This is a genomic window from Microbacterium sp. MYb72 (assembly GCF_002979415.1).
GTDB classification, from domain to species: domain Bacteria; phylum Actinomycetota; class Actinomycetes; order Actinomycetales; family Microbacteriaceae; genus Microbacterium; species Microbacterium natoriense.
The window spans coordinates 1-19,691 of record NZ_PCOT01000040.1; the positions used below are offsets into that span (position 1 = coordinate 1).

Below are 19,691 nucleotides of genomic sequence, written 5' to 3' on the forward strand. Positions count from 1 at the left end.
CGTCACCGGCAGACGATGGGGGGGGATCAGTACGCGTCTTCGAAGAGGGACAGCGTGAGCAGCGAGGTGTACGACCCGGGTGCCACGGTGACCGGGGTCTTCAGCACGAGGTTGGCGTTCGCGGTCCACTGCCCGGAGACGGCCTTGGCGTCGGCGGAATCGAGAGCCAGGTAGAGCAGCTCCTGACCGGCGAGGCCGACCGCGTTCTGACCGGAGTCGAGCGAGGTGTCGACGACGTCGCCGGGTGCGACCTCGCCGTCGTTGGCCGTGACGACGGCCGGAGCCCAGCCGAGGTGGTCGGGGGTGATGTTCGGCTGGCCGGCGGTGCCGACGAAGTCCCCTGCCTGACCGACGACGTACCAGGCGACCCCGGCAGGGACGTCGGTGCGGGTGTCGGTGACGGTCACGTTCGGCAGAGCGCCGGTGAACTGGCGGAAGGATGCCGTCGTCCCGCTCTCGGTGAGAGTGGTCTCGGTGTTCGCGACGGTGAGGCTGAGCGCGCCGTTCGCGGTGGGGGCGATGTCGACCTTGACGTCGACGCCGTCGGTGTCCTCGGCGTCGGGGAACTCGGCGAAGGCGGCCGAGCCGACGCCGACGAGCAGCAGCCCGCCCAGGATTCCGGCTGCGCAGCGTGCTGCGGTGCCCTTCTTCATCATCTTCGTTTCTCCAGTTCCTCGGCCGGCGGATGCCGCACCGAATCGGCGATCAGCCGAGGAGCTGTCGGGTGCGCTCCTCGGATTCGGGCAGGAACTGCATGGGCGTCCTTGCCGCTTCCACTCCCAGCAGTGGGCGTGGCGTCTACCGATCACTGTCTGTTACCGGTAACGGGCCGACTTTAGCATACGGCCGCGCGTGCACGCCAGCATCGGATTCCCCGGTCGCAACCATTTCACCGACCCCTGTCTTTTCGGTGTTGTGTCCGCTAACATTCCCCGAGGAAGCCCACCCGAGGGCTCACCAGGCGCAGCCGGAGCCCTGCCGCACGCCCGTCAACGACGACAAGGAGTACCGCCCATGAGCGCACCCACCCGACCACCTCGACGCCGCCGGATGCTCGCCGCCGGCGTGATCGGCTCGCTGGCGGCATCCGTCTGCGCGTTCGCCCCCTCGGCGGCGTTCGCGGCCGACGTGCCCGCACCGGCCGCGCACTACGACATGTCGCACTCTGGTCAGGCGCTGATCGACGTGTCGGGCAACGGCCGCAACGCCGCGCTCACCGGATTCACCGACGCGTCGTTCGTCGACGCGTCGGGCGACGCCGTGCTGAGGTTCAAGAAGGACGGGTACGCGAGCCTCCCCCAGGGGCTCGTCACCGGCGCCGACAACGACTTCACCGTCGAGTACACCGTGGCGACGCAGACCGCGACCAACCAGTTCGGATGGGTCATCGGCGACGGCGTCGGCGCGTGGAACACCGCCCAGCTCGGCAATCACGTGTTCGTCAACCCCCGCTCCGCGGAGGGCGCCTACGCGAACCAGGTGCTCTCCGGCATCCGCGTGAAGTCGGGAAGCAGCAACGGCGAGGTGCGCCTGCCCGCTGGCGGCGGCCTGAACCCCGGCTTCACCACCCTCACCATGGTCGGCAGCGGCAGCACGCTCACCCTGTACCGCGACGGCCAGGTCATCTCGACCGCCACGCACGCGTACAACCTCAGCTCGATCATCCCCACAGGCAGCACGCTCGGCTACCTCGGCCGCTCGCTCTACACGGGCGACGCGCTGCTGCAGGCCGACGTCACCGACGTGAAGTTCTGGGACACCTCGCTCACGGCCGCGCAGGTCGCGGCGAGCATGCCCACCTCCGGCCAGAAGGCCGCCACCACGCAGGGCCTGCTCCGCTCCGATCTGCTGCCGATCATCGTCGGCGCGAACAGCTCCCTCGACGCCGTGCGCAGCAACCTCGTGCTTCCGGCATCCTCCAACGGCGTCGCGCTCACCTGGTCGTCCTCGGCCCCCTCGGTGATCTCGAACACCGGCGTGGTGTCCCGCTCCGTCACCTCCGACACCGCCGTGACCCTCACCGCGACCCCCGCCCAGGGCTCGCCGATCACGTTCTCCGTGACCGTCGCCGCGGCATCCGCCTCCGCCGACCTCGATGCGCTCTCGATCGCCCCGCGCACCACCGAGAACCTCCCGCTCGTCACGAGGGGCGCCGTCGACGGATCGACCATCACGTGGACGTCGTCCGACGCCGCCCTGGTCACCCCCACCGACCCCGCCTACGTGGCCCCCGCCGTCGGCATGGCCGACCCGTACCGGGGCGGCGGCCTCGTCGAGCGCCCTGCATACGGCGCCGGCGACCGCGAGGTCACCCTCACCGCGCACGCGACCCTGAACGGCACGACCGTGCAGCGCGAGTTCGCCGTGACGGTCGCCGAGCACGGCCGCACCGCACCGGATGCCGGCTACGCCAGCGCCTACTTCAAGTCCGACAGCGACGAGAAGATCTACCAGGCGGCGACCAGCGGAAACGACTTCTTCACGTTCTCCCCCGTCAACGGCGGCAACCCCGTGATCGCCTCCACCGCCGACACCAAGGGTCTGCGCGACCCGTACATCCTGCGCTCGCACGACGGCGACAAGTACTACATGATCGCCACCGACCTCTGCATCGGCTGCGGCACCGGCTGGGGCCCCGCGCAGTCGCAGGGCAGTCTCAAGGTCGAGGTCTGGGAATCGACCGACCTCGTGCACTGGGACCGCACCAACGGCGAGAACACCGGCATCACGATCAACCAGCCCGAGGCCGGCATGACCTGGGCCCCCGAGGCGTACTGGGACGACGAGCTGCAGTCCTACGTCGTGTTCTTCGCCTCGCGCCTGTACTCCGACGCCTCCCACACGAACACGGACAAGCTCTACGCCCGCATGTTCGCCGTGCTCACCCGCGACTTCCAGACGTTCACCTCGCCGCCCGCGAGCTGGCAGGACACCGGGTACGCGCGCATCGACTCGACCGTCACGAAGATCGGCGACTACTACTACCGCTTCACGAAGAACGAGGAGTCCGGCGCCGCCGGCACCCTCGAGGCGGGCAAGGACATCTTCCTGGAGCGCTCGAAGGTCCTCACCGCGCCGACCACCTCGTCGAACTGGAGCGCCGACCCGACCCAGACCTGGCAGCTCACCGACACCCGCATGACGAGCCTCGAGACCGGGCAGGCCGGAGAAGGCCCCGAGATCATCAAGCTCAACGAGGGCGACCCGAACAACACGAGCGGCGACGGCTACGTCTTCCTCGTCGACAACTACGGCGCCGGCGGCTACCGCGCGTTCGTGACCACGGGCGATGAGATCGCCTCGAGCAGCCAGTCGAACCGCCTCTCGCAGCGGTCCACCTGGAACGTGCGACCCCAGAGTGGACTCCCCGCGAGCCCGCGGCACGGCGCGTTCGTCAGCGTCCCGCAGACCGTGCTCACCGCGATGCACGACTGGACGTCGATCGCGGCCGTCTCCTCGTCGACGGCTCTCACGGTGAACGGTCGGCAGGCGACGGCATCCGTCACCGCCGCAGACGGCGGAGACGTCGCCGGCGCCGTGACCTTCGCCGGCGGCTCCTGGAGCACCACGGTCGCGCTGAGCGACGGCACGGCGACGGTCACCGTGCCCGCCGGGGTGACCAGCGTCACCGCGACGTACGACGGCTACCGCGACGGGCTCGTCTCGACCTCCGCCTCGGCCGCCGCCCCCGTGGACGGCCTGACGATCACCGCGAACGCCACGCTCCGCTGTGTCGCCGGCAAGGCGCAGGTCGTCGTCGCCGTGCACAACGCCTCGGCGGTCCGCGCCGACGTGACCGTCGCGACCCCGTACGGCTCGAAGACGGTCTCGCTCGCGGCGGGCGCCTCGACGTCGGCGTCGTTCGCGAGCCGCCTGACCACGGTCCCCGCCGGAACGGTCGCCGTGACCGCCACGGGCGCGGACGGGCAGACCTACGGAGCCACCACCCCCATCCCCGCCGGCGCCTGCGGCTGATCGGAGAAGAGAACATGACGACCCTGCTCTCCAGGAGCATCAGGAAGACGGCGGCCATCGCCGCCGCCACGGCGACCATCGTGGCGATCGGAGCGGTGTCCACGCACACCGCCTCGGTCGCCGCGGGCGGTCCCGCACCGCTCATCCACTACACGTTCGACTCCGCCGCCGGCGGCACCGTCGGCGACGCATCGGGCAACGGCTACGACGGCGTGATCAAGCAGACCGGCGCCACCGTGCAGAACGGGCAGCTCACGCTGCCCGGAGGCGCCAAGGCCACCGCGGGCTATCTCGAGATCCCGACGGCCGGGCTCGTCGGGGCGCAGCAGCTGACCGTGTCGACCTGGCTCACCGGCCGGTCGGGGGCCGCCAACACGGCGGCCGCCTTCATCGGCGCCCCCGTCGCCTCCGGTGCGAGCTACTCCAGCGGATACTGGCTGCTGAACCCGACGAATCCGAACGGCTACGTGAAGTCGGTCGTGACGAACGCGACGAACCCCTCGGCGCCCTGGGGCACCGAGGTCGGAGCCGGCGCCACGAACGCGGCGAGCAGCGGCATCCGCACACCATCGGGCCCTGCGCTGTACACGACCGTGATCGACGGCGTCGCCGGCACGCTCACGACGTACGTCAACGGCGCGCAGATCTCGTCCGTGCCCATCGCGCGCTCCGTGGCGTCGTTCGGCTCGTCGCTCGTGTCGTACCTCGGCCGTTCGACTTACAACGACAACGGGTGGGCGGGCGATGTCGACGACTTCGCCGTCTACTCCACCGCTCTCAGCGCGGCGCAGGTGCAGCAGGTCTTCTCCGACCAGGCGCTCGACCGGGCCGTCGCAGCGGTCTCGGTGCCTGGCACGGCGACCGCGTCCTTCACCCTGCCGACCAGCAGCAGCGGTGTGGCCATCTCGTGGACGTCCGACGCCGCCGCCGTGCAGGTGTCGGGCGGATCCGCCACCGTGACGCGACCGGCTCCGGGCTCAGCCGATGCCGTCGCCACCCTCACCGCGACCTTCACGCTGGGCGGGGCCACGACGACCCGCACGTTCTCCGTGACGATCCCGGCCGAGCTGTCGGCGCAGGCGAAGGCGGATGCCGACATCGCCGCCGTCTCGATCGCCGGTCAGGACGACGTCCGCACGTCGTTCTCGGTTCCGACGAGCGGGGCCCACGGATCGACCCTGGACTGGACCGTCGTCTCCGGTGGCGCCGCGGCGACCCTCCGCGAGGGCGTCAAGGCCGGCGTCGCGACCGTGTCGATCACGCGCCCCGCAGCCGATGCCGCCGCCGCGACCGTCGTGCTGTCCGCGACGGCGACGAGCGGAGCAGCCACCGCGAGCCGCCAGTTCACGCTGACCGTGCGCCCGCAGCCGGCGGACGCCGGAGACCCCGAGGCGTACGTGTGGGCGTTCTTCACGGGTGAGGGCGCGGGCGCCGAGCGCGTCAGCCTCGCCGCCTCGAAGGGCGACGACGCGCTGCGCTGGAACACCCTGAACGACGGAGAGCCGATCTTCGCGTCCTCGCAGGGCACGCAGGGCCTGCGCGATCCGTTCATCATCCGCTCGCACGAGGGCGACAAGTTCTACATGCTCGCCACCGACCTGAAGATCGACGGCCTCGCCGGCGGCTTCACGACCGCGCAGATCTCCGGGTCGCTGTTCATCGAGGTGTGGGAGTCCACCGACCTCGTGAACTGGTCGGCGCAGCGCCACGTGCAGGTGTCGTCGGCCTACGCCGGCAACACCTGGGCGCCCGAGGCGTACTGGGACGACGAGCTCGGCCGCTACGTGGTCTTCTGGGCGTCGAACCTGTACCCGACGACCGACGCCGCGAGCCGCACAGCGGTGACCTACAACCGCATGATGTACGCGACCACCGACGACTTCGTGACCTTCTCGGAGCCGCAGGTGTGGTCAGACGTGCCGCGTGGCACGGGCAAGGGCCTGATCGACTCCACGGTCGCGAAGCAGGACGGCGTGTACTACCGCTTCACGAAGGACGAGGCGTCGATGACCCTCCGCGAGGAGAAGTCGACCGACCTGCTCGCGACCATCACCGGTGCGCTGCCCGGAACCTCCGGCGCCGCTCACCAGTGGACGCTGGTCAAGGAGCAGATCGCGACCGGACTGCCGAACGGCGAGCCGGGAGGCACGTACTCCAGCGGCGAGGGACCGAGCATCTTCCCCTCCAACCCGGGAGACGTGAACGGCTTCGAGTGGTACCTGTTCATCGATCAGCCGAACTACCACGGCGGGCCGAACCACTACATCCCGTTCGGGTCGGACGACATCGCGAACGGATCGTCGTGGCAGCCGCTCGGGTCCATCCTGCGCGCGAACCTGCCGCAGAACAGCGACGGAGGAAAGCCGCGCCACGGCACGGTGATCCCGGTCACCCGCGCCGAGTACCAGACGGTGCTCGAGGGCTTCGCGCCGGAGATCGCGGTGACCGAGGTCGCCCCGATCACGGCATCCACCACCGCCGGTCGCGCGCCCTCGCTGCCGAAGGCCGTGCTGACGACCGCGAGCGGCGCGACCTCCACGGTCGACGTCGCCTGGGCGGGAGTGGACCCGGCCGACTACGCGTCCCCCGGCGCCTTCACAGTGCGCGGCATCGCGCAGGACGATTCGCGGATGCCGGTCACGGCCACCGTCACGGTCACACCGGGCGTCGGTCTCGACGTGTCGTCCCGCTGCGTCGTCGGCAAGGTCGTCGTGACCGCGAAGGTGTCGAACGCGGCGGTCTCCGCCGTCGAAGTCGCCCTGGCCTCGCCCTACGGCGAGCGCATCGTGGACGTCGCCGGAGGCAAGAGCACGACCGTCACCTACACGACCAGGGCGGCCTCGATCGCGGCCGGTCAGGTGCAGGCCTCGGTCGGCGGCGTCGCCGCGGCATCCGGCTCGTTCGCCGGGCGCACCTGCTGACGCCATCGCACTCGCGGGCGTGAGCCTCGTCGGGCCGATGCGGAGCTGCTCCGCATCGGCCCGACGTGTATCAGATCAGCGCGTCGCGGCTCCTCCTCTACACAGTCTCTCGGAGGAGGTCATCATGTGCGTTCCCGTGCTCTGGGTCGGAAAGGACCGCGACGGTCACATCACCCACATCGGCGGTGCGACCGCGACGGGGATGCCGTGGGGGCTGACGGTCGGGGAGGCCGTGGCCGCGATCGACTCCCGCCTCTGGGACTTCTTCACCCACGTCGGCGACCGCTACGCGATGGTCGTCGTGCGCGGGAGCGGCGGCCAGCGGCACCTGACGACGATCCCCGACAGCTGGACGCCGAACAACCTCGACTCGCTGCCCGTGAACCCCGCCCCGCTGGCGGGTCTGATGCCCGGGTTCCCGTTGAGCCTGCCTGGCCCGTCTGCCATGGCGCAGACCCGCATCCGCTCGATCCAGGTGCTGCGCAACCGACGGTGGGAGACGCTGTTCACGGGCGATCACGCCGTGGGCTCCTCGCTCATGATCCCGGTGCCGCAGGGGTTCCACGACGGGAATCCGCCGACGTTCCGTCTGGACGTGCTGGTGCCTTTCCCCGCCCAGATCGGCGCGGCGGATCCCGTGGTGCTCCCCGTGGTGACGACGGATGCGCCGGAGCCCCGGCGTTCGATCGAGGAGGCGGGCCGGGGGTGGTGCTCGATCGACTACGTGCTGACGCATCCGGACGGGACACCGGATCCGACCAAGCCGAGCCGCATGACGGAGGCGCGGATGCACGTGCGCCCCACCCGCTCCGAATGGCGCAAGCGCCGCTACGGGTGCGCGGTCACGGCGACGTCGATCAACGTGAACTGCCTGATGGGCGGGAGGACGCAGACGGGCGGTCAGGCGGTGGGGTTCACGCTCGTGGAGCCCACGTCTCCTCCTGTGCAGCCGCCGAGCGACCAGGTGACGGTGCCCGGTGTGATCGGACAGCGCCTGGATGCCGCGCTCACCGCGCTGTGGGCTGTGCCCCTGCAGGTCACGCTGATCGGGCCGGTCGACGTGAACACGAATCTGCAGGTCGAGTCCCAGTCCCCGGCGGCGGGGAGCAAGGTCAGGCGCAACAGCGGGGTCGTGCTGACCACGCAGCGGATCACCGCGCCGACGGGGGTGAAGGAGCTGCGCATCGAGAACCGGTCCAACCGGCAGGCGGCCCTCGGCATCTGGCTGTTCGACCACTCCACCGGGGCGTGGTCGCACGAGACGACCGTCGACTACGAGGCGACGGAGACCGTCTCCTTCGAGGATGGCCATCTCTTCACCGTGGCGGCGATCGATCCGCAGATGCCGTACTGCTCCACGGGCGACCCGACCGATGTGGACTGCGTGTACGCCAGCCCGACCAGGCAGTTCGACGGAGATGACGACGGGGCGACCCTGGACTGGACGGTCACCTGAGCGACCGCGGGCGGGCATGCGACAGGATGGCCCCATGCCCCTGCACGACGACGAGCTGCTCATCGAGACCGAGACGGTCGCCGCGCTGATCCACGAGCAGTTCCCGCGGTGGCGTGACCAGCCGGTGCGCCGTATCGCCGTCGCCGGCACCGTGAACGCGATCTTCCGCATCGGAGACGGCGCCGCGGCACGATTCCCGCTCGTCGCCGCCGACCCCGAGGAGACGACGGCGACCCTGGCCGCGGAGTCCGCCGCGATGCACGAGCTCGCCGCGCACGCCACCGTGCCGACCCCGGTCCCCCTCGCGATCGGCGCCCCCGGACGCGGCTACCCGCTGCCCTGGTCGATCCAGACCTGGATCCCCGGCGAGGTCGCGTCCCCGGATGCCGCGGCGCACTCCCCCGTGTTCGCCCGCGACCTCGCGGCGCTCGTCTCCGCCCTCCGCAGCGCCGACACGAGGGGCCGCGTCTTCTCCGGGAATGGACGCGGCGGCCACCTCCCCGACTCCGACGACTGGCTCGACCTCTGCTTCCGTGAGAGCGAGGGGCTCCTCCCGGTCGACGAACTTCGGGCGCTGTGGCGGGAGCTGCGTGTGCTCCCCTCGTCCGGCCCCGATGTGATGTCGCACGGCGACCTGATCCCAGCGAACCTGCTCCTCGACGGCGAGCGGCTGGGCGGCGTGCTCGACGGCGGGGGCTTCGCCCCGGCCGACCCCGCGCTCGACCTCGTCTCCGGCTGGCATCTCCTGGACGCCGACGCCAGAGCGGTCTTCCGCGAGGCGCTGCGCAGCGCGGATCCCTCGGCGTCGAGGGACGAGGAGCTCGTGTGGCGGCGCGGAGCCGCCTGGGCCCTGCAGCAGGCGATGGGTCTGGTCTGGTACTACCGCGAGTCGCACCCGACGATGAGCGAGCTCGGCCGCCGCACGCTGTCGCGCATCCTCGCGGCGCCGGAGTTGCGGCGCACGCCCTGAGACGCTCCGCTCAGAGCCCGAGCCGCTCCAGGTACGGACCCACGAGACGGCGATCCGGGTCGTAGGCGGCGGCCAGGGCCGCGAAGTCGTCCCACCGCGGGTAACGAGCCCGCACCTCGGCCGCGTCGAGCGTGAAGACCTTGCCCCAGTGCGGGCGCGCGGAGGCGGGCAGCGCCGCCTCGATCACGGGGAGCAGCGCGCGCACGGCCTCCTCCTCCGGCTTCCACGTGAAGTGGATGCCGACGGCATCCGTCCCGAACGACGAGCTCAGCCACAGCTCGTCGGCGCGCACCGTGCGGATCTCGGTGACCAGCAGCAGCGGGGCGATGCGGTCGGCGAGCGCGCGCACGGCGGAGATCGCGGCGACCGCATCCGCTCGCGCGACGAGGAACTCGCTCTGGATCTCCGCTCCGGCGGAGGGCGTGAACTCCAGCCGGAAGTGCGGCAGCCGCTGGAACCACGGACCGGCGACGCCCTCCTGCGCGGTGCAGGCCGCGGGGTCCACGCCGAGGATCGGATGCCGTTCGCCGTCGGCGGCCTCGGCGCCGAGCGCGGCGGCGAGACCCTCACGCGACGACTGCTGGCTGCGGGCCTCGGCCCTCGACGCCGGGACGCGCTGCTTGATCCAGATCTGGTCGGCGACGTCGGTGCGCTGCCAGGTCGTGAAGATGCTCACGCTGGTGCCCGCGCCGGTGACGGCGTCGAGATCGGCGAGGATCGCCTCCCACGACGGATGCTCGTACACGTGCTGGGCGACCTGATAGGTCGGCTCGACGTCGAGCGTCAGGTCGATGACGGCGCCCAGCGCCCCGAGCGACACGACGGCCCCGTCGAAGCCCTCGTCGCCCCGAGTCAGCTCCACGGTCTCCCCCGCCGGGGTCATGATCGTGAGCCCGCTGACGGCGCTCGCGAGGGAGCCGATCGCGTCGCCGGAGCCGTGGGTGCCCGTCGCGACCGCGCCGGCGACGGAGATGTGGGGCAGAGAGGCGAGGTTCGCGAGGGCGAGACCCTGCTCCTCCAGGACGGGAGCGAGGTCGCCGTAGCGGAGGGCCCCCGACACGCGCACGGTGTCGCGCTGCGGAGAGACCTCGATGCGGCGCGGCATCCGGTCGAGCGCGATCAGCACGCCGTCGGTGTCGGCGATGTCGGTGAAGCAGTGGCGGGAGCCGAGCATCCGCACGGGGCCGCCGCGCCCGAGCAGATCGCGCAGTTCGTCGACCGACTCCGGATGCTCGACGGACGACGCCCGGTACACGACGTTGCCCGCCCAGTTGCGCTCGATGCTCATGGCGTCATCGTAGCCTCCACGCGGAGGATTACATCGATGCAGATCGGCGGAGCGAGGGCCGGAGGATAGGCTGACCGGATGACAGCGATGCTGCCGCCGCGCGCCACCATGAAGGACGTCGCCGCTCTCGCCGGCGTGTCGATCAAGACGGTGTCGAACGTCGTGACGGGCGCCGTCGCCGTCCGCGAGGAGACGCGCACGAGGGTCGAGTCGGCGATGGCGCAGCTCGACTTCGTGCCGAACCTCAGCGCCCGCGGACTGCGCAAGGGCCGCTCGGGAATCATCGCCGTCGCCCTCCCCGACCTCGCCAGCGCGTTCTCCGCCGAGCTCGTGCAGCACATCGTCGAGGCCGCTCACGAGAGGGGGCTCGCCGTGCAGATCGAGGAGACCGCGTCGGTGCCGGAGCGGGAGAAGGAGCTCGTCTCCCGGGCTCGCGCCCGCCTCGTCGACGGTCTTATCCTCAACCCCATCCGGCTGGAGGACAGCGTCCTGAAGTACGCCGATCGACTGCCGCCCCTCGTGGTGATCGGCGAGGTCGAGCAGAACAGGGCCGACCACGTCAGGATCGACAGCCGCCGTGCCGCGGCGGACGCGACCAGGCACGTGCTGTCCCGTGGGGCCACCCGGATCGCGGTGGTCGGCGCCGACGACGACCCGGCCGCGGCCACCGCGACGAGCCGCCTCCGGCTGGAGGGCGTGCACGACGCCCTCCGCGAGGCGGGCATCGCCCGCGACCCCGCCCTCGAGATCAACCCTCTCCACTGGGCCGCGACCGGAGGGGCCGACGCCGTGCGGACGCTCTACGAACGCCGCGTCGCGTTCGACGCGATCGTCGCGTTCACCGATGCCCTCGCGCTCGGCGCGCTGCACGCCCTGCACGAACGCGGCGTGAGCGTGCCGGGCGACGTGATCGTGACCGGCTTCGACGACATCGAGTTCTCGCGGTTCGCCTCCCCCGCCCTCACGACGATCGCGTTCGAGCGCCGAGCCGTCGCCGACGCCGCGCTCGGACTCCTCGAGTCCCGCATCGACGACCGCGGCGCCGCCCCTCGGGGCGTCACCCTGCCGCACCGGCTGGAAGAGCGCGCGAGTACGCAGGGCCGTCCTCGCGGCTACCGTCCCTGACGGGTGCGGACGGATGCCGACGGCATCCTTGCTCCTCGATTACATCGATGTAATGATGGAGATCCGCGCCGTTCCCGTTCGGCGTCGGACTCGGATCCAAGGAGAGCGATGACCCAGGCCCGCATCACCGTCGACCGCGACTTCACGATCGGCGACGTCCCCCGGAGACTCTTCGGGTCGTTCGTCGAGCACATGGGACGCTGCGTCTACACCGGCATCTACGAGCCCGGGCACCCGCTGGCCGACGAGCGCGGCTTCCGCACGGACGTGCTCGCCCTCGTGAAGGAGATGGGTCCGACAGTGGTGCGCTACCCCGGCGGCAACTTCGTCTCCGGCTACCGCTGGGAAGACGGGGTGGGCCCGGTGGCCGACCGCCCCGTGCGCATCGACGGCGCCTGGCACACGATCGAGACGAATGCCTTCGGTCTGCACGAGTTCATGGACTGGGCGCAGGAGGCGGGCGCCGAGGTCATGGAGGCCGTCAACCTCGGCACCCGCGGTGTCGAGGAGGCCCGCGCCCTCGTCGAGTACGCCAACCACCCCGGCGGCACGTACTGGTCGGACCTCCGTCGGAAGAACGGCGCCGAGCAGCCGTTCGACATCACGCTCTGGTGCCTGGGCAACGAGCTCGACGGACCGTGGCAGATCGGCGGCAAGACCGCGGCCGAGTACGGCCGGCTGGCGCAGGAGTCCGCGAAGGCCATGAAGCTGGTCGACCCGACGATCGAGCTCGTCGCCGTGGGCTCGTCCAGTCGCTCCATGCCGACGTTCGGCTCCTGGGAGCACACCGTGCTCACCCACGCGTACGACGAGGTCGACTACATCTCGATGCACGCCTACTACCAGGAGCACGACGAGGATGCCGCGTCCTTCCTCGCCGAGTCCGTCGACATGGACGCGTTCATCGAGGGCGTCATCGCCACGGTGGACGCGGTCAAGGCCGCCGGAAAGCACACGAAGCAGGTCGACATCTCGTTCGACGAGTGGAACGTGTGGGATCAGGTGCGGTACAACGAGGTCGAGGCGGCCGAGATCGCCGCGGCCGGGTGGCGGCAGCATCCGCGGATCATCGAGGACACCTACTCGGTGACGGATGCCGTCGTCGTCGGCACCCTGCTGAACAGCCTCCTGCGGCACGGCGATCGCGTGAAGATCGCCAACCAGGCCCAGCTCGTCAACGTGATCGCGCCGATCAGGGCGGAGGAGAACGGCCCGGCCTGGCGCCAGACCAGCTTCTGGCCCTTCGAGCGCATGGCGCGCCTCGCGAAGGGCCGCATCCTGCGCCTCGCCGTGACCGCCTCGCAGATCAGCACGAAGCGCTACGGCGACGTGGACTCGATCGACGCCGCGGCGACCTGGGACGAGGAGTCGGGCAGGCTCGTGGTGTTCGTCGCCAACCGCTCACTGGAGGAGCAGAACGACCTCACGATCGACCTGCACGGCCTGGGCGACGTGCGCCTGCGCCACGCCGAGACGCTCACCGTGCCGGAGGGCGGCGACCGCAGCACCGCGAACCTCGAGACCACCCCCGACGCCGTGCACATGGTGCCGCTCGCGGCCGCCGAGGTCGTCAGCGGCGCCGTGCGCGCGACCCTCCCCCCGCTGTCGTGGTCGGTCATCGAGCTGGACGTGACGCGGGCCTGACGCCGCCTGAGCGCCGAGACCCACTGAGAACGCCGAGACCCACCCCCGCACACGTCGGCGGGGGTGGGTCTCGGCGTTGATGATGGGTCTCGGCGCTGGTCGGAACGGGGTCCCTGAGCCTGCCGAAGAGCCCGGAGGACTCAGCCGGCGGCCTCCTCCGGACGATCGAGCACGTCGATCGCCGCGGTGTCGGGCTCGTACTCGTCGATGTGGCGCTCATCCTGACCGTCGTACAGCGACAGCGGACGGATCAGCGCGTTCGACGACTGCTGCTCGATGATGTGCGCGGTCCATCCGGTGATGCGCGCAGCCACGAACAGCGGAGTGAAGGTGAGCGTGTCGAAGCCGATGAGGTTGTACGCCGGACCCGAGGGGTAGTCGAGGTTCGGGTAGATGCCCTTGCGTCCGACGAACTCGCTCTCGAGCCTGTCGTACAGCTCGCCGACGGCCGGCTTGTCGTAGTGCGCGACGAGCGAGTCCAGCGCGGCCTTCATGGTCGGCACGCGGGAGTCGCCCCGCTTGTACACGCGGTGCCCGAAGCCCATGATCTTGCGCTTCTCGGCGAGTGCGGCATCGAGCCAGCCCTCGACCTGGTCGGCCGTGCCGATCTCGTCGAAGATGTGCATGACGGCCTCGTTCGCTCCGCCGTGCAGCGGACCCTTGAGCGCGCCGATCGCCCCGACGACCGCCGAGTACAGGTCGCTGAGGGTCGACGTGATCACCCGAGCTGTGAACGTGGAGGCGTTGAAGGAGTGCTCCGCGTAGAGGATCATCGAGCGGTTGAACGCGTCGACCACCACCGGGTCGGGCTCCTCACCGAACGTGAGCCAGAGGAAGTTCGCGGCGTAGTCGAGGTCGTCGCGCGACTCGACGGGGTCGAGTCCCCGGCGACGGCGCTGCCCGTACGACACGATCGCCGGGAGCGCGGCGAACAGCGTGAGGCTGCGCTCCTGGTTCTCCTCCGGCGTGCCGACGGCATCCAGCACGTTGGCGATGCCCGCCGTCTCGATCGCGCCGATCACGCTCACCGCGGTGCGCACCTCGTCCATCGGATGCGAGTCCAGCGGCAGCCGGTCGATCGCGTCCTTGACCTCGGGAGAGAGCGCGCGGTGCTGCCGCTCGGTCAGCCGGAAAGCGGCCAGCTCCTCTGGCGTGGGCAGCTCGCCGTGCCACAGCAGGTACGCCACGGCCTCGAACGACTGCGTCGCCGCGAGCTCCTGCACGGGGTAGCCGCGGTAGAGCAGGCTGTTCGTCTCGGGGTTGACCTTCGAGATCGCCGTCGTGTCGACGACGACGCCTGCGAGGCCCTTCTTGATGTCCGGCTCGGTCATGGTCACTCCTTCGTGGGTTACCGCTCGAGTGTGAAGTTGAAGACGCCGGAGTCGAAGTGGTTGTACGACTCGTAGTCGATCAGATCGTAGAGATCGGCGCGGTGCTGCATCTCTCCGAGCTTCGAGGTCAGGTGCCCCTCGTCGTTCAGCGTATCCAGTGCGCGGCCTGCAGCGCCCATCGCGATGCGCAGCAGCGACACCGGCCAGATGACGAGGTTCACCCCGGCATCCCGCAGCTGATCCGTGGAGAACAGCTCGGACTTGCCGAACTCGGTCATGTTGGCGAGGATCGGCACGTCCACCGCGTTCGCGATCGCCTCGAATTCCTCCAGCGTGCGCATGGCCTCGGGGAAGATCGCGTCGGCCCCGGCATCCACCAGCGCCTTCGCCCTGTCGATCGCGGCATCCAGCCCCTCGATCGCGCGGATGTCGGTGCGCGCCATGATGAGGAAGTTCTCGTCGCGACGCGCGTCGGCCGCCGCACGGATGCGCTTGATCGCGGTGTCCTCGTCGACGACGCTCTTGCCGTCGAGATGGCCGCAGCGCTTGGGGTTGATCTGGTCTTCGATGTGGGTGCCCGCGAGCCCCGCATCCTCGAGCTCCTGGATCGTGCGGGCGACGTTCATCGGCTCGCCGAACCCGGTGTCGGCGTCGACGATCGCGGGCAGGTCGGTCATGCGCGCGATCTGCTTCGCCCGTCCCGCGACCTCGGTGAGGGTCGTGAGCCCGATGTCGGGCAGGCCGAGGTCGGCGGAGAGGACGGCGCCGGAGATGTAGACGCCGTCGAAGCCCTTCTGCTCGATGAGGCGGGCGCTCAGCGGGTTGAACGCCCCGGGGAAGCGCAGCAGCTCGCCGCTCGCGAGCCGCTCCCGGAACAGCCGCCGCTTCTCGGCCGAGGTGACGGTGGAGTACAGCATCAGAACAGCCCCTTCGGGGCGTCGGCGGCCTCGAGCAGGCCGGGCCGGGCGATGATCGAGAGCTCGCCGACCTCTGCGGCCGTGAGCTCGGGAAGACGCTGCACGAGCTCCAGGAAGCGCTCGATCTCGGCGGGCTCCAGCACCGGCTCCGCCAGCAGACGGAACTTCGCGATGTAGTTCTCCCGCACGAACGGACGGGCCCCGAGCGGATGCGCGTCGGCGACGGCGATCTCGTCCACCACGGTCGAGCCGTCGGTCAGGCGGATCTCGACGCGACCGCCGAACGCCTTCTCGTCGGGGTCCTCGGAGTGGTAGCGGCGCGTCCACTCGGCATCCTCCGCCGTGGTGACCTTGTGCCACAGCGCGACCGTGTCGGCGCGGCCGGCGCGCTCGGGGGCGTAGGAGTCGACGTGGTGCCATCCGCCGTCCTGCAGCGCGACCGCGAAGATGTACGGGATCGAGTGGTCGAGCGTCTCGCGCGACGCCGTCGGGTCGTACTTCTGCGGGTCGTTCGCCCCGGAGCCGATCACGTTGTGCGTGTGGTGGCTGGTGTGGATGACGATCGACTCCACGTTCGCGGGGTCGGCCAGCTCCGGGCGGGCGTTGTGGAGCCGACGCGCCAGGTCGATCAGCGCCTGCGCCTGGTACTCGGCCGAGTGCTCCTTCGTGTAGGAGTCGAGGATCGCCCGCTTGGGCTCGCCCGGTGCGGGCAGCGGCACCTCGTACGCGGCATCCTTGCCGTCGAGCATCCAGGCGATCACGCCGTCCTCACCCTCGTAGATCGGGGCGGGGCTGGTCTGTCCGCGCATCGCACGGTCGACCGCCTCGACGGCCATCTTGCCCGCGAAGGCCGGGGCGTGCGCCTTCCAGGTGGAGATCTCGCCCTTGCGGCTCTGCCTGGTCGCCGTGGTCGTGTGCAGCGCCTGGCCGACGGCCTGGTAGATCGTCTCGGCGTCGAGGCCGAGCAGGGTGCCGATGCCGGCGGCGGCCGACGGGCCGAGGTGCGCGACGTGGTCGATCTTGTGCTTGTGCAGGCAGATCGCGCGCACGAGGTCCATCTGGATCTCGTAGCCCGTCGCGATGCCGCGGACAAGCGCTCGGCCATCTGCGCCGACGTGCTGCGCGACCGCGAGGATCGGCGGGATGTTGTCGCCAGGGTGCGAGTACTCCGCAGCCAGGAACGTGTCGTGGTAGTCGAGCTCGCGCACGGCCACGCCGTTCGCCCACGCCGCCCACTCGGGGCTGGTGCGGTGGTCGAGAGCGGCGCCGAAGACCGTCGCCCCGACCCCGCCGGTCGAGACGGGGTGGGTGAACGCCTGCGCGCGGGCGGCGTTGATCGGAGGACGGGTGAGGGATGCCGCCGCCACGGAGGCGTTGTCGATGATGCGGTTGATGATCATGTCGACGACGGCGGGCTCGACCTCGACCCGGTCGGTGGCGACCTCGGCGATCTTCCAGGCGAGCTGGTCCTCGCGGGCGAGGTTCTCTTCGCTGCGGTGGACGCGGACGTGGTGGGTGACGGTCATTTCACACCTTCTGGGTTGGCTGTCAGGGAGTCGAGGATGCCGGTGAGCGCGTTGTGCAGGTGCACGTGCGTCGCGTGGGCGGCGAGGTCGCCGTCGCGGGCGGCGAGCGCCTGGGCGATCGTGCGGTGTTCGGACGCGGATGCCGCGAGCCGTTCCGGCTTGTCTCGCGCCATGCGCCGCACCCGGACGAGGTGGGTGCGCACGGTGCGCAGAGCCGAGGCGATGTAGTCGTTGGCCACGGCCTCGTCGAGGGCCGCATCGAAGCGCGCGATCAGGGTGTAGTACGCGTCGCGCCCTGCATCCGCCGTCAGGTCGACGTGCGCGAACTCCTCGGCGAGCGCCGCGAACAGAGCGGCGTCGCCGCGGGATGCGGCGAGACGCGCAGAGGTCTCCTCCAGCGCACGGCGGATCTCGAACAGGGCGCGGATGTCGTCGGCGTCGAGATCTGCGACGACCGTGACGCGCGGCGACTGCTGCACGACGAGCCCGTCTGCGGCGAGCCGGCGCAGCGCCTCGCGCATCGGGGTCCGACTGATGCCGAGGCGCTCCGCCTGCTCGACCTCGCCCAGCACGACGCCCGCGGCGAGCGCGCCGGACTGGATGCCGTCGAGCAGATGCGCGTAGGCGCGGTCGCTCGCTGTGGTCCGTTCCGCGGCGAGGGTCATACCGTCAGTGTATACATAAACCGGTACGGTTGGCCATGAGAGGTGGTCTACCCCGCAAGAGGTATACATAAGCTCCGCGCCGGCACCCACTCGCACGGAGTCGGCGCCTCGTGCCGCTACTCGCGCTCGGCAGCGACGACAGGGGCCGCATCCGCAGGCGCCACAGAGGCAGGCACCACAGACGCAGGAACCCCCTCCACGGGGACCGGCTCGACGAACTGTTCGGCGACGGCATCCGTCGCGGGCTCGCCGAGCTTGACGATGATGACCCCGGCGAGCACGAGCGCGCCTCCCATCGCCTGAACCGGGCCGGGGACCTGACCGAGCATCAGCGCACTGAAGACCATCGCGGCGACGACCTCGGACAGCGCGATGAACGACGCCAGGCGGGAGCCGAGCATCCGGGTCGAGACGATGCCGAGGATGTACGCGAGCGCGGTCGCGATGACACCCATCGCCAGCACGGGGACGAACCACGGCACCGTGATGACGCTGTACTCCACGTCGGCCGTGGTCCACGCGATGGGGAGCACACCCACGGCACCAGCGACGGTGAGGCCGATCGCGCCGATGAGGAGTCCGAGCCCCGCCAGCGCGATCGGCGGCAGGCCGGTGTCGGCGCGCGCCGACAGCACGAAGTAGGTCGCGGCGCCGATCATCGCTCCGAGCGCGAACAGGATGCCGCCGAGGTTCACCTGCGCGCCGGTGAGGACGTCGAGCATGAGCACGAGTCCGATGAAGGCGATCGCGGCACCGAGGAGGCTGCGGCGCGTGGGCTTCTCTCCCCTGCGGATCCAGAGCCAGAAGACGACGGCGATGGGGGCGGTGTACTCGATGAGCAGGGCGATGCCGACATCCATCACGGCGACCGCCTGGAAGTAGCAGAGCTGTGCGGCGGTCACGGCGAGGAGGCCGTAGACGAGGACCATTCCCGCGTGGCGGCGGACGAGGCCCCACTTGCCGCGCAGCGCCAGGAGCGTGGGCACCAGCAGCACCAGGGCGGCCACCCACATGCGCACGGTGACGGCGGCCCCCGGGGTCCAGCCCGCATCGATGAGGCCGCGGGCGAAGATGCCGGACATGCCGAACGAGACCGCGGCGCCGAGCGCGAAGAGCAGGCCGGCATTCGACCTGCGGGGCGCGGTCACCCGCGCGATGTCATTAGCTACTGCGCTCATGACATGTGACGCTACTCCTGCGCGATGTAACATGTCAACATGATCTTCACCTATGACACGGAGGACGCTCTGCGCGCGGCCGTGTGGCTGGTCAACACGGCGGAGGATCCGGAGTCGATGGCTGATGCCGCCGACGAGGAAGCCTTCCTCGGCGCCTTCCCCTACACCGGCAGGATCGATCGCGACGACGCCGAGGCCGCGTCCCTCCGCGCCCTCCGGCCCGGCCTGCGCGAGATGCTGCTGGCTCCGCGCGACGAGATGGCCGAGCGGGTCAACGACGCCCTCGCGTCGGTCACCCTGGCCCCGCGCCTCACACGGCACGGCGAGCTGGACTGGCACCTGCACGCGATCGTCGACGACGCGCCTCTCTCCGACCGCGTGCTCGTGGAGACCGCGATGGCGCTGATCGACGTCATCCGCGCCGACGAGGGCTCCCGCATCTCGGTGTGCGCCGACGACACGTGCGACGCTCTCGCCCTCGACCTCTCGCGCAACCGCTCGAAGCGCTACTGCTCGACCACGTGCGCCAACCGCAATGCGGTGGCCGCCTACCGCGCCCGCCGCTCGGAGCCCTGACCCGCCGCCGCATCCCTCCCGTTCCGGTCGCGAACCTGGTCGCGAAAGCGCCCGGATCGGGACCAGGTTCGCGACCGGAGCAGCTTCACCACTTCACACTCTTCACAAACTTCTGAAAT

General features: G+C 70.5%; 14 protein-coding genes. 7 read left to right on the top strand and 7 right to left on the bottom strand.

What is annotated here, in order from left to right; all coding sequences use genetic code 11:
- Positions 1-26: 26 nt before the first annotated feature.
- Positions 27-656: a hypothetical protein gene (locus tag CQ047_RS16925; RefSeq protein WP_105677078.1), complete on the bottom strand. Its 630-nt coding sequence runs from the start codon at positions 654-656 to the stop codon at positions 27-29.
- Positions 657-1,014: 358 nt separating this feature from the next.
- Here CQ047_RS16925 and CQ047_RS16930 point away from each other — a divergent pair, with 358 nt between their 5' ends.
- The 4 genes from CQ047_RS16930 (at position 1,015) to CQ047_RS16945 (ending at position 9,322) form a co-directional block, all read left to right on the top strand.
- A complete protein-coding gene (locus CQ047_RS16930) occupies positions 1,015-3,975 on the top strand; it encodes an immunoglobulin-like domain-containing protein (RefSeq protein ID WP_105677080.1) in 2,961 nt (986 codons plus the stop codon).
- A 14-nt stretch (positions 3,976-3,989) separates the two neighbouring features.
- On the top strand, positions 3,990-6,896 hold the full coding sequence (locus CQ047_RS16935) for an immunoglobulin-like domain-containing protein (RefSeq protein ID WP_105677082.1): 2,907 nt from the start codon (positions 3,990-3,992) through the stop codon (positions 6,894-6,896).
- Between the two features lie 124 nt (positions 6,897-7,020).
- Complete coding sequence (locus CQ047_RS16940; RefSeq protein WP_181155987.1) at positions 7,021-8,352, top strand: DUF3892 domain-containing protein; 1,332 nt, start codon at positions 7,021-7,023, stop codon at positions 8,350-8,352.
- 34 nt (positions 8,353-8,386) lie between these two features.
- The gene (locus tag CQ047_RS16945) at positions 8,387-9,322 is read left to right on the top strand and encodes an aminoglycoside phosphotransferase family protein (protein WP_105677085.1); all 936 of its coding nucleotides are present in this window, start codon (positions 8,387-8,389) and stop codon (positions 9,320-9,322) included.
- A 10-nt stretch (positions 9,323-9,332) separates the two neighbouring features.
- On the opposite strand, the gene CQ047_RS16950 is transcribed toward CQ047_RS16945, so the two are convergent.
- On the bottom strand, positions 9,333-10,610 hold the full coding sequence (locus CQ047_RS16950; RefSeq protein ID WP_105677087.1) for an FAD-binding protein: 1,278 nt from the start codon (positions 10,608-10,610) through the stop codon (positions 9,333-9,335).
- 78 nt (positions 10,611-10,688) lie between these two features.
- On the opposite strand from CQ047_RS16950, the gene CQ047_RS16955 reads away from it, so the two are divergent.
- A complete protein-coding gene (locus CQ047_RS16955) occupies positions 10,689-11,735 on the top strand; it encodes a LacI family DNA-binding transcriptional regulator (protein WP_105677089.1) in 1,047 nt (348 codons plus the stop codon).
- Positions 11,736-11,843: 108 nt separating this feature from the next.
- On the top strand, positions 11,844-13,379 hold the full coding sequence (locus CQ047_RS16960) for an alpha-N-arabinofuranosidase (RefSeq protein ID WP_105677091.1): 1,536 nt from the start codon (positions 11,844-11,846) through the stop codon (positions 13,377-13,379).
- Between the two features lie 140 nt (positions 13,380-13,519).
- Here CQ047_RS16960 and CQ047_RS16965 read toward each other — a convergent pair whose 3' ends face one another.
- The 5 genes from CQ047_RS16965 to CQ047_RS16985 all read right to left on the bottom strand — a co-directional run bounded on the left by CQ047_RS16965 (position 13,520) and on the right by CQ047_RS16985 (position 18,996).
- Entirely contained in the window at positions 13,520-14,710 is a 1,191-nt protein-coding gene (locus CQ047_RS16965; protein ID WP_105677092.1) for a bifunctional 2-methylcitrate synthase/citrate synthase, read from the bottom strand.
- A 17-nt stretch (positions 14,711-14,727) separates the two neighbouring features.
- The gene (gene prpB, locus CQ047_RS16970; RefSeq protein ID WP_105677094.1) at positions 14,728-15,627 is read right to left on the bottom strand and encodes a methylisocitrate lyase; all 900 of its coding nucleotides are present in this window, start codon (positions 15,625-15,627) and stop codon (positions 14,728-14,730) included.
- On the bottom strand, positions 15,627-17,153 hold the full coding sequence (locus CQ047_RS16975; RefSeq protein WP_105677095.1) for an MmgE/PrpD family protein: 1,527 nt from the start codon (positions 17,151-17,153) through the stop codon (positions 15,627-15,629). The genes prpB and CQ047_RS16975 overlap by 1 nt, the downstream gene beginning before the upstream one ends.
- Positions 17,150-17,818, bottom strand: coding sequence for a GntR family transcriptional regulator (locus CQ047_RS16980; RefSeq protein WP_105677097.1), 669 nt, complete (start codon positions 17,816-17,818; stop codon positions 17,150-17,152). The genes CQ047_RS16975 and CQ047_RS16980 overlap by 4 nt, the downstream gene beginning before the upstream one ends.
- 116 nt (positions 17,819-17,934) lie before the next feature.
- Positions 17,935-18,996: a DMT family transporter gene (locus CQ047_RS16985; protein WP_105677098.1), complete on the bottom strand. Its 1,062-nt coding sequence runs from the start codon at positions 18,994-18,996 to the stop codon at positions 17,935-17,937.
- A 39-nt stretch (positions 18,997-19,035) separates the two neighbouring features.
- Between CQ047_RS16985 and CQ047_RS16990 the strand changes: the two genes are divergently transcribed.
- The gene (locus CQ047_RS16990) at positions 19,036-19,572 is read left to right on the top strand and encodes a CGNR zinc finger domain-containing protein (RefSeq protein ID WP_105677100.1); all 537 of its coding nucleotides are present in this window, start codon (positions 19,036-19,038) and stop codon (positions 19,570-19,572) included.
- Positions 19,573-19,691 lie beyond the last annotated feature (119 nt).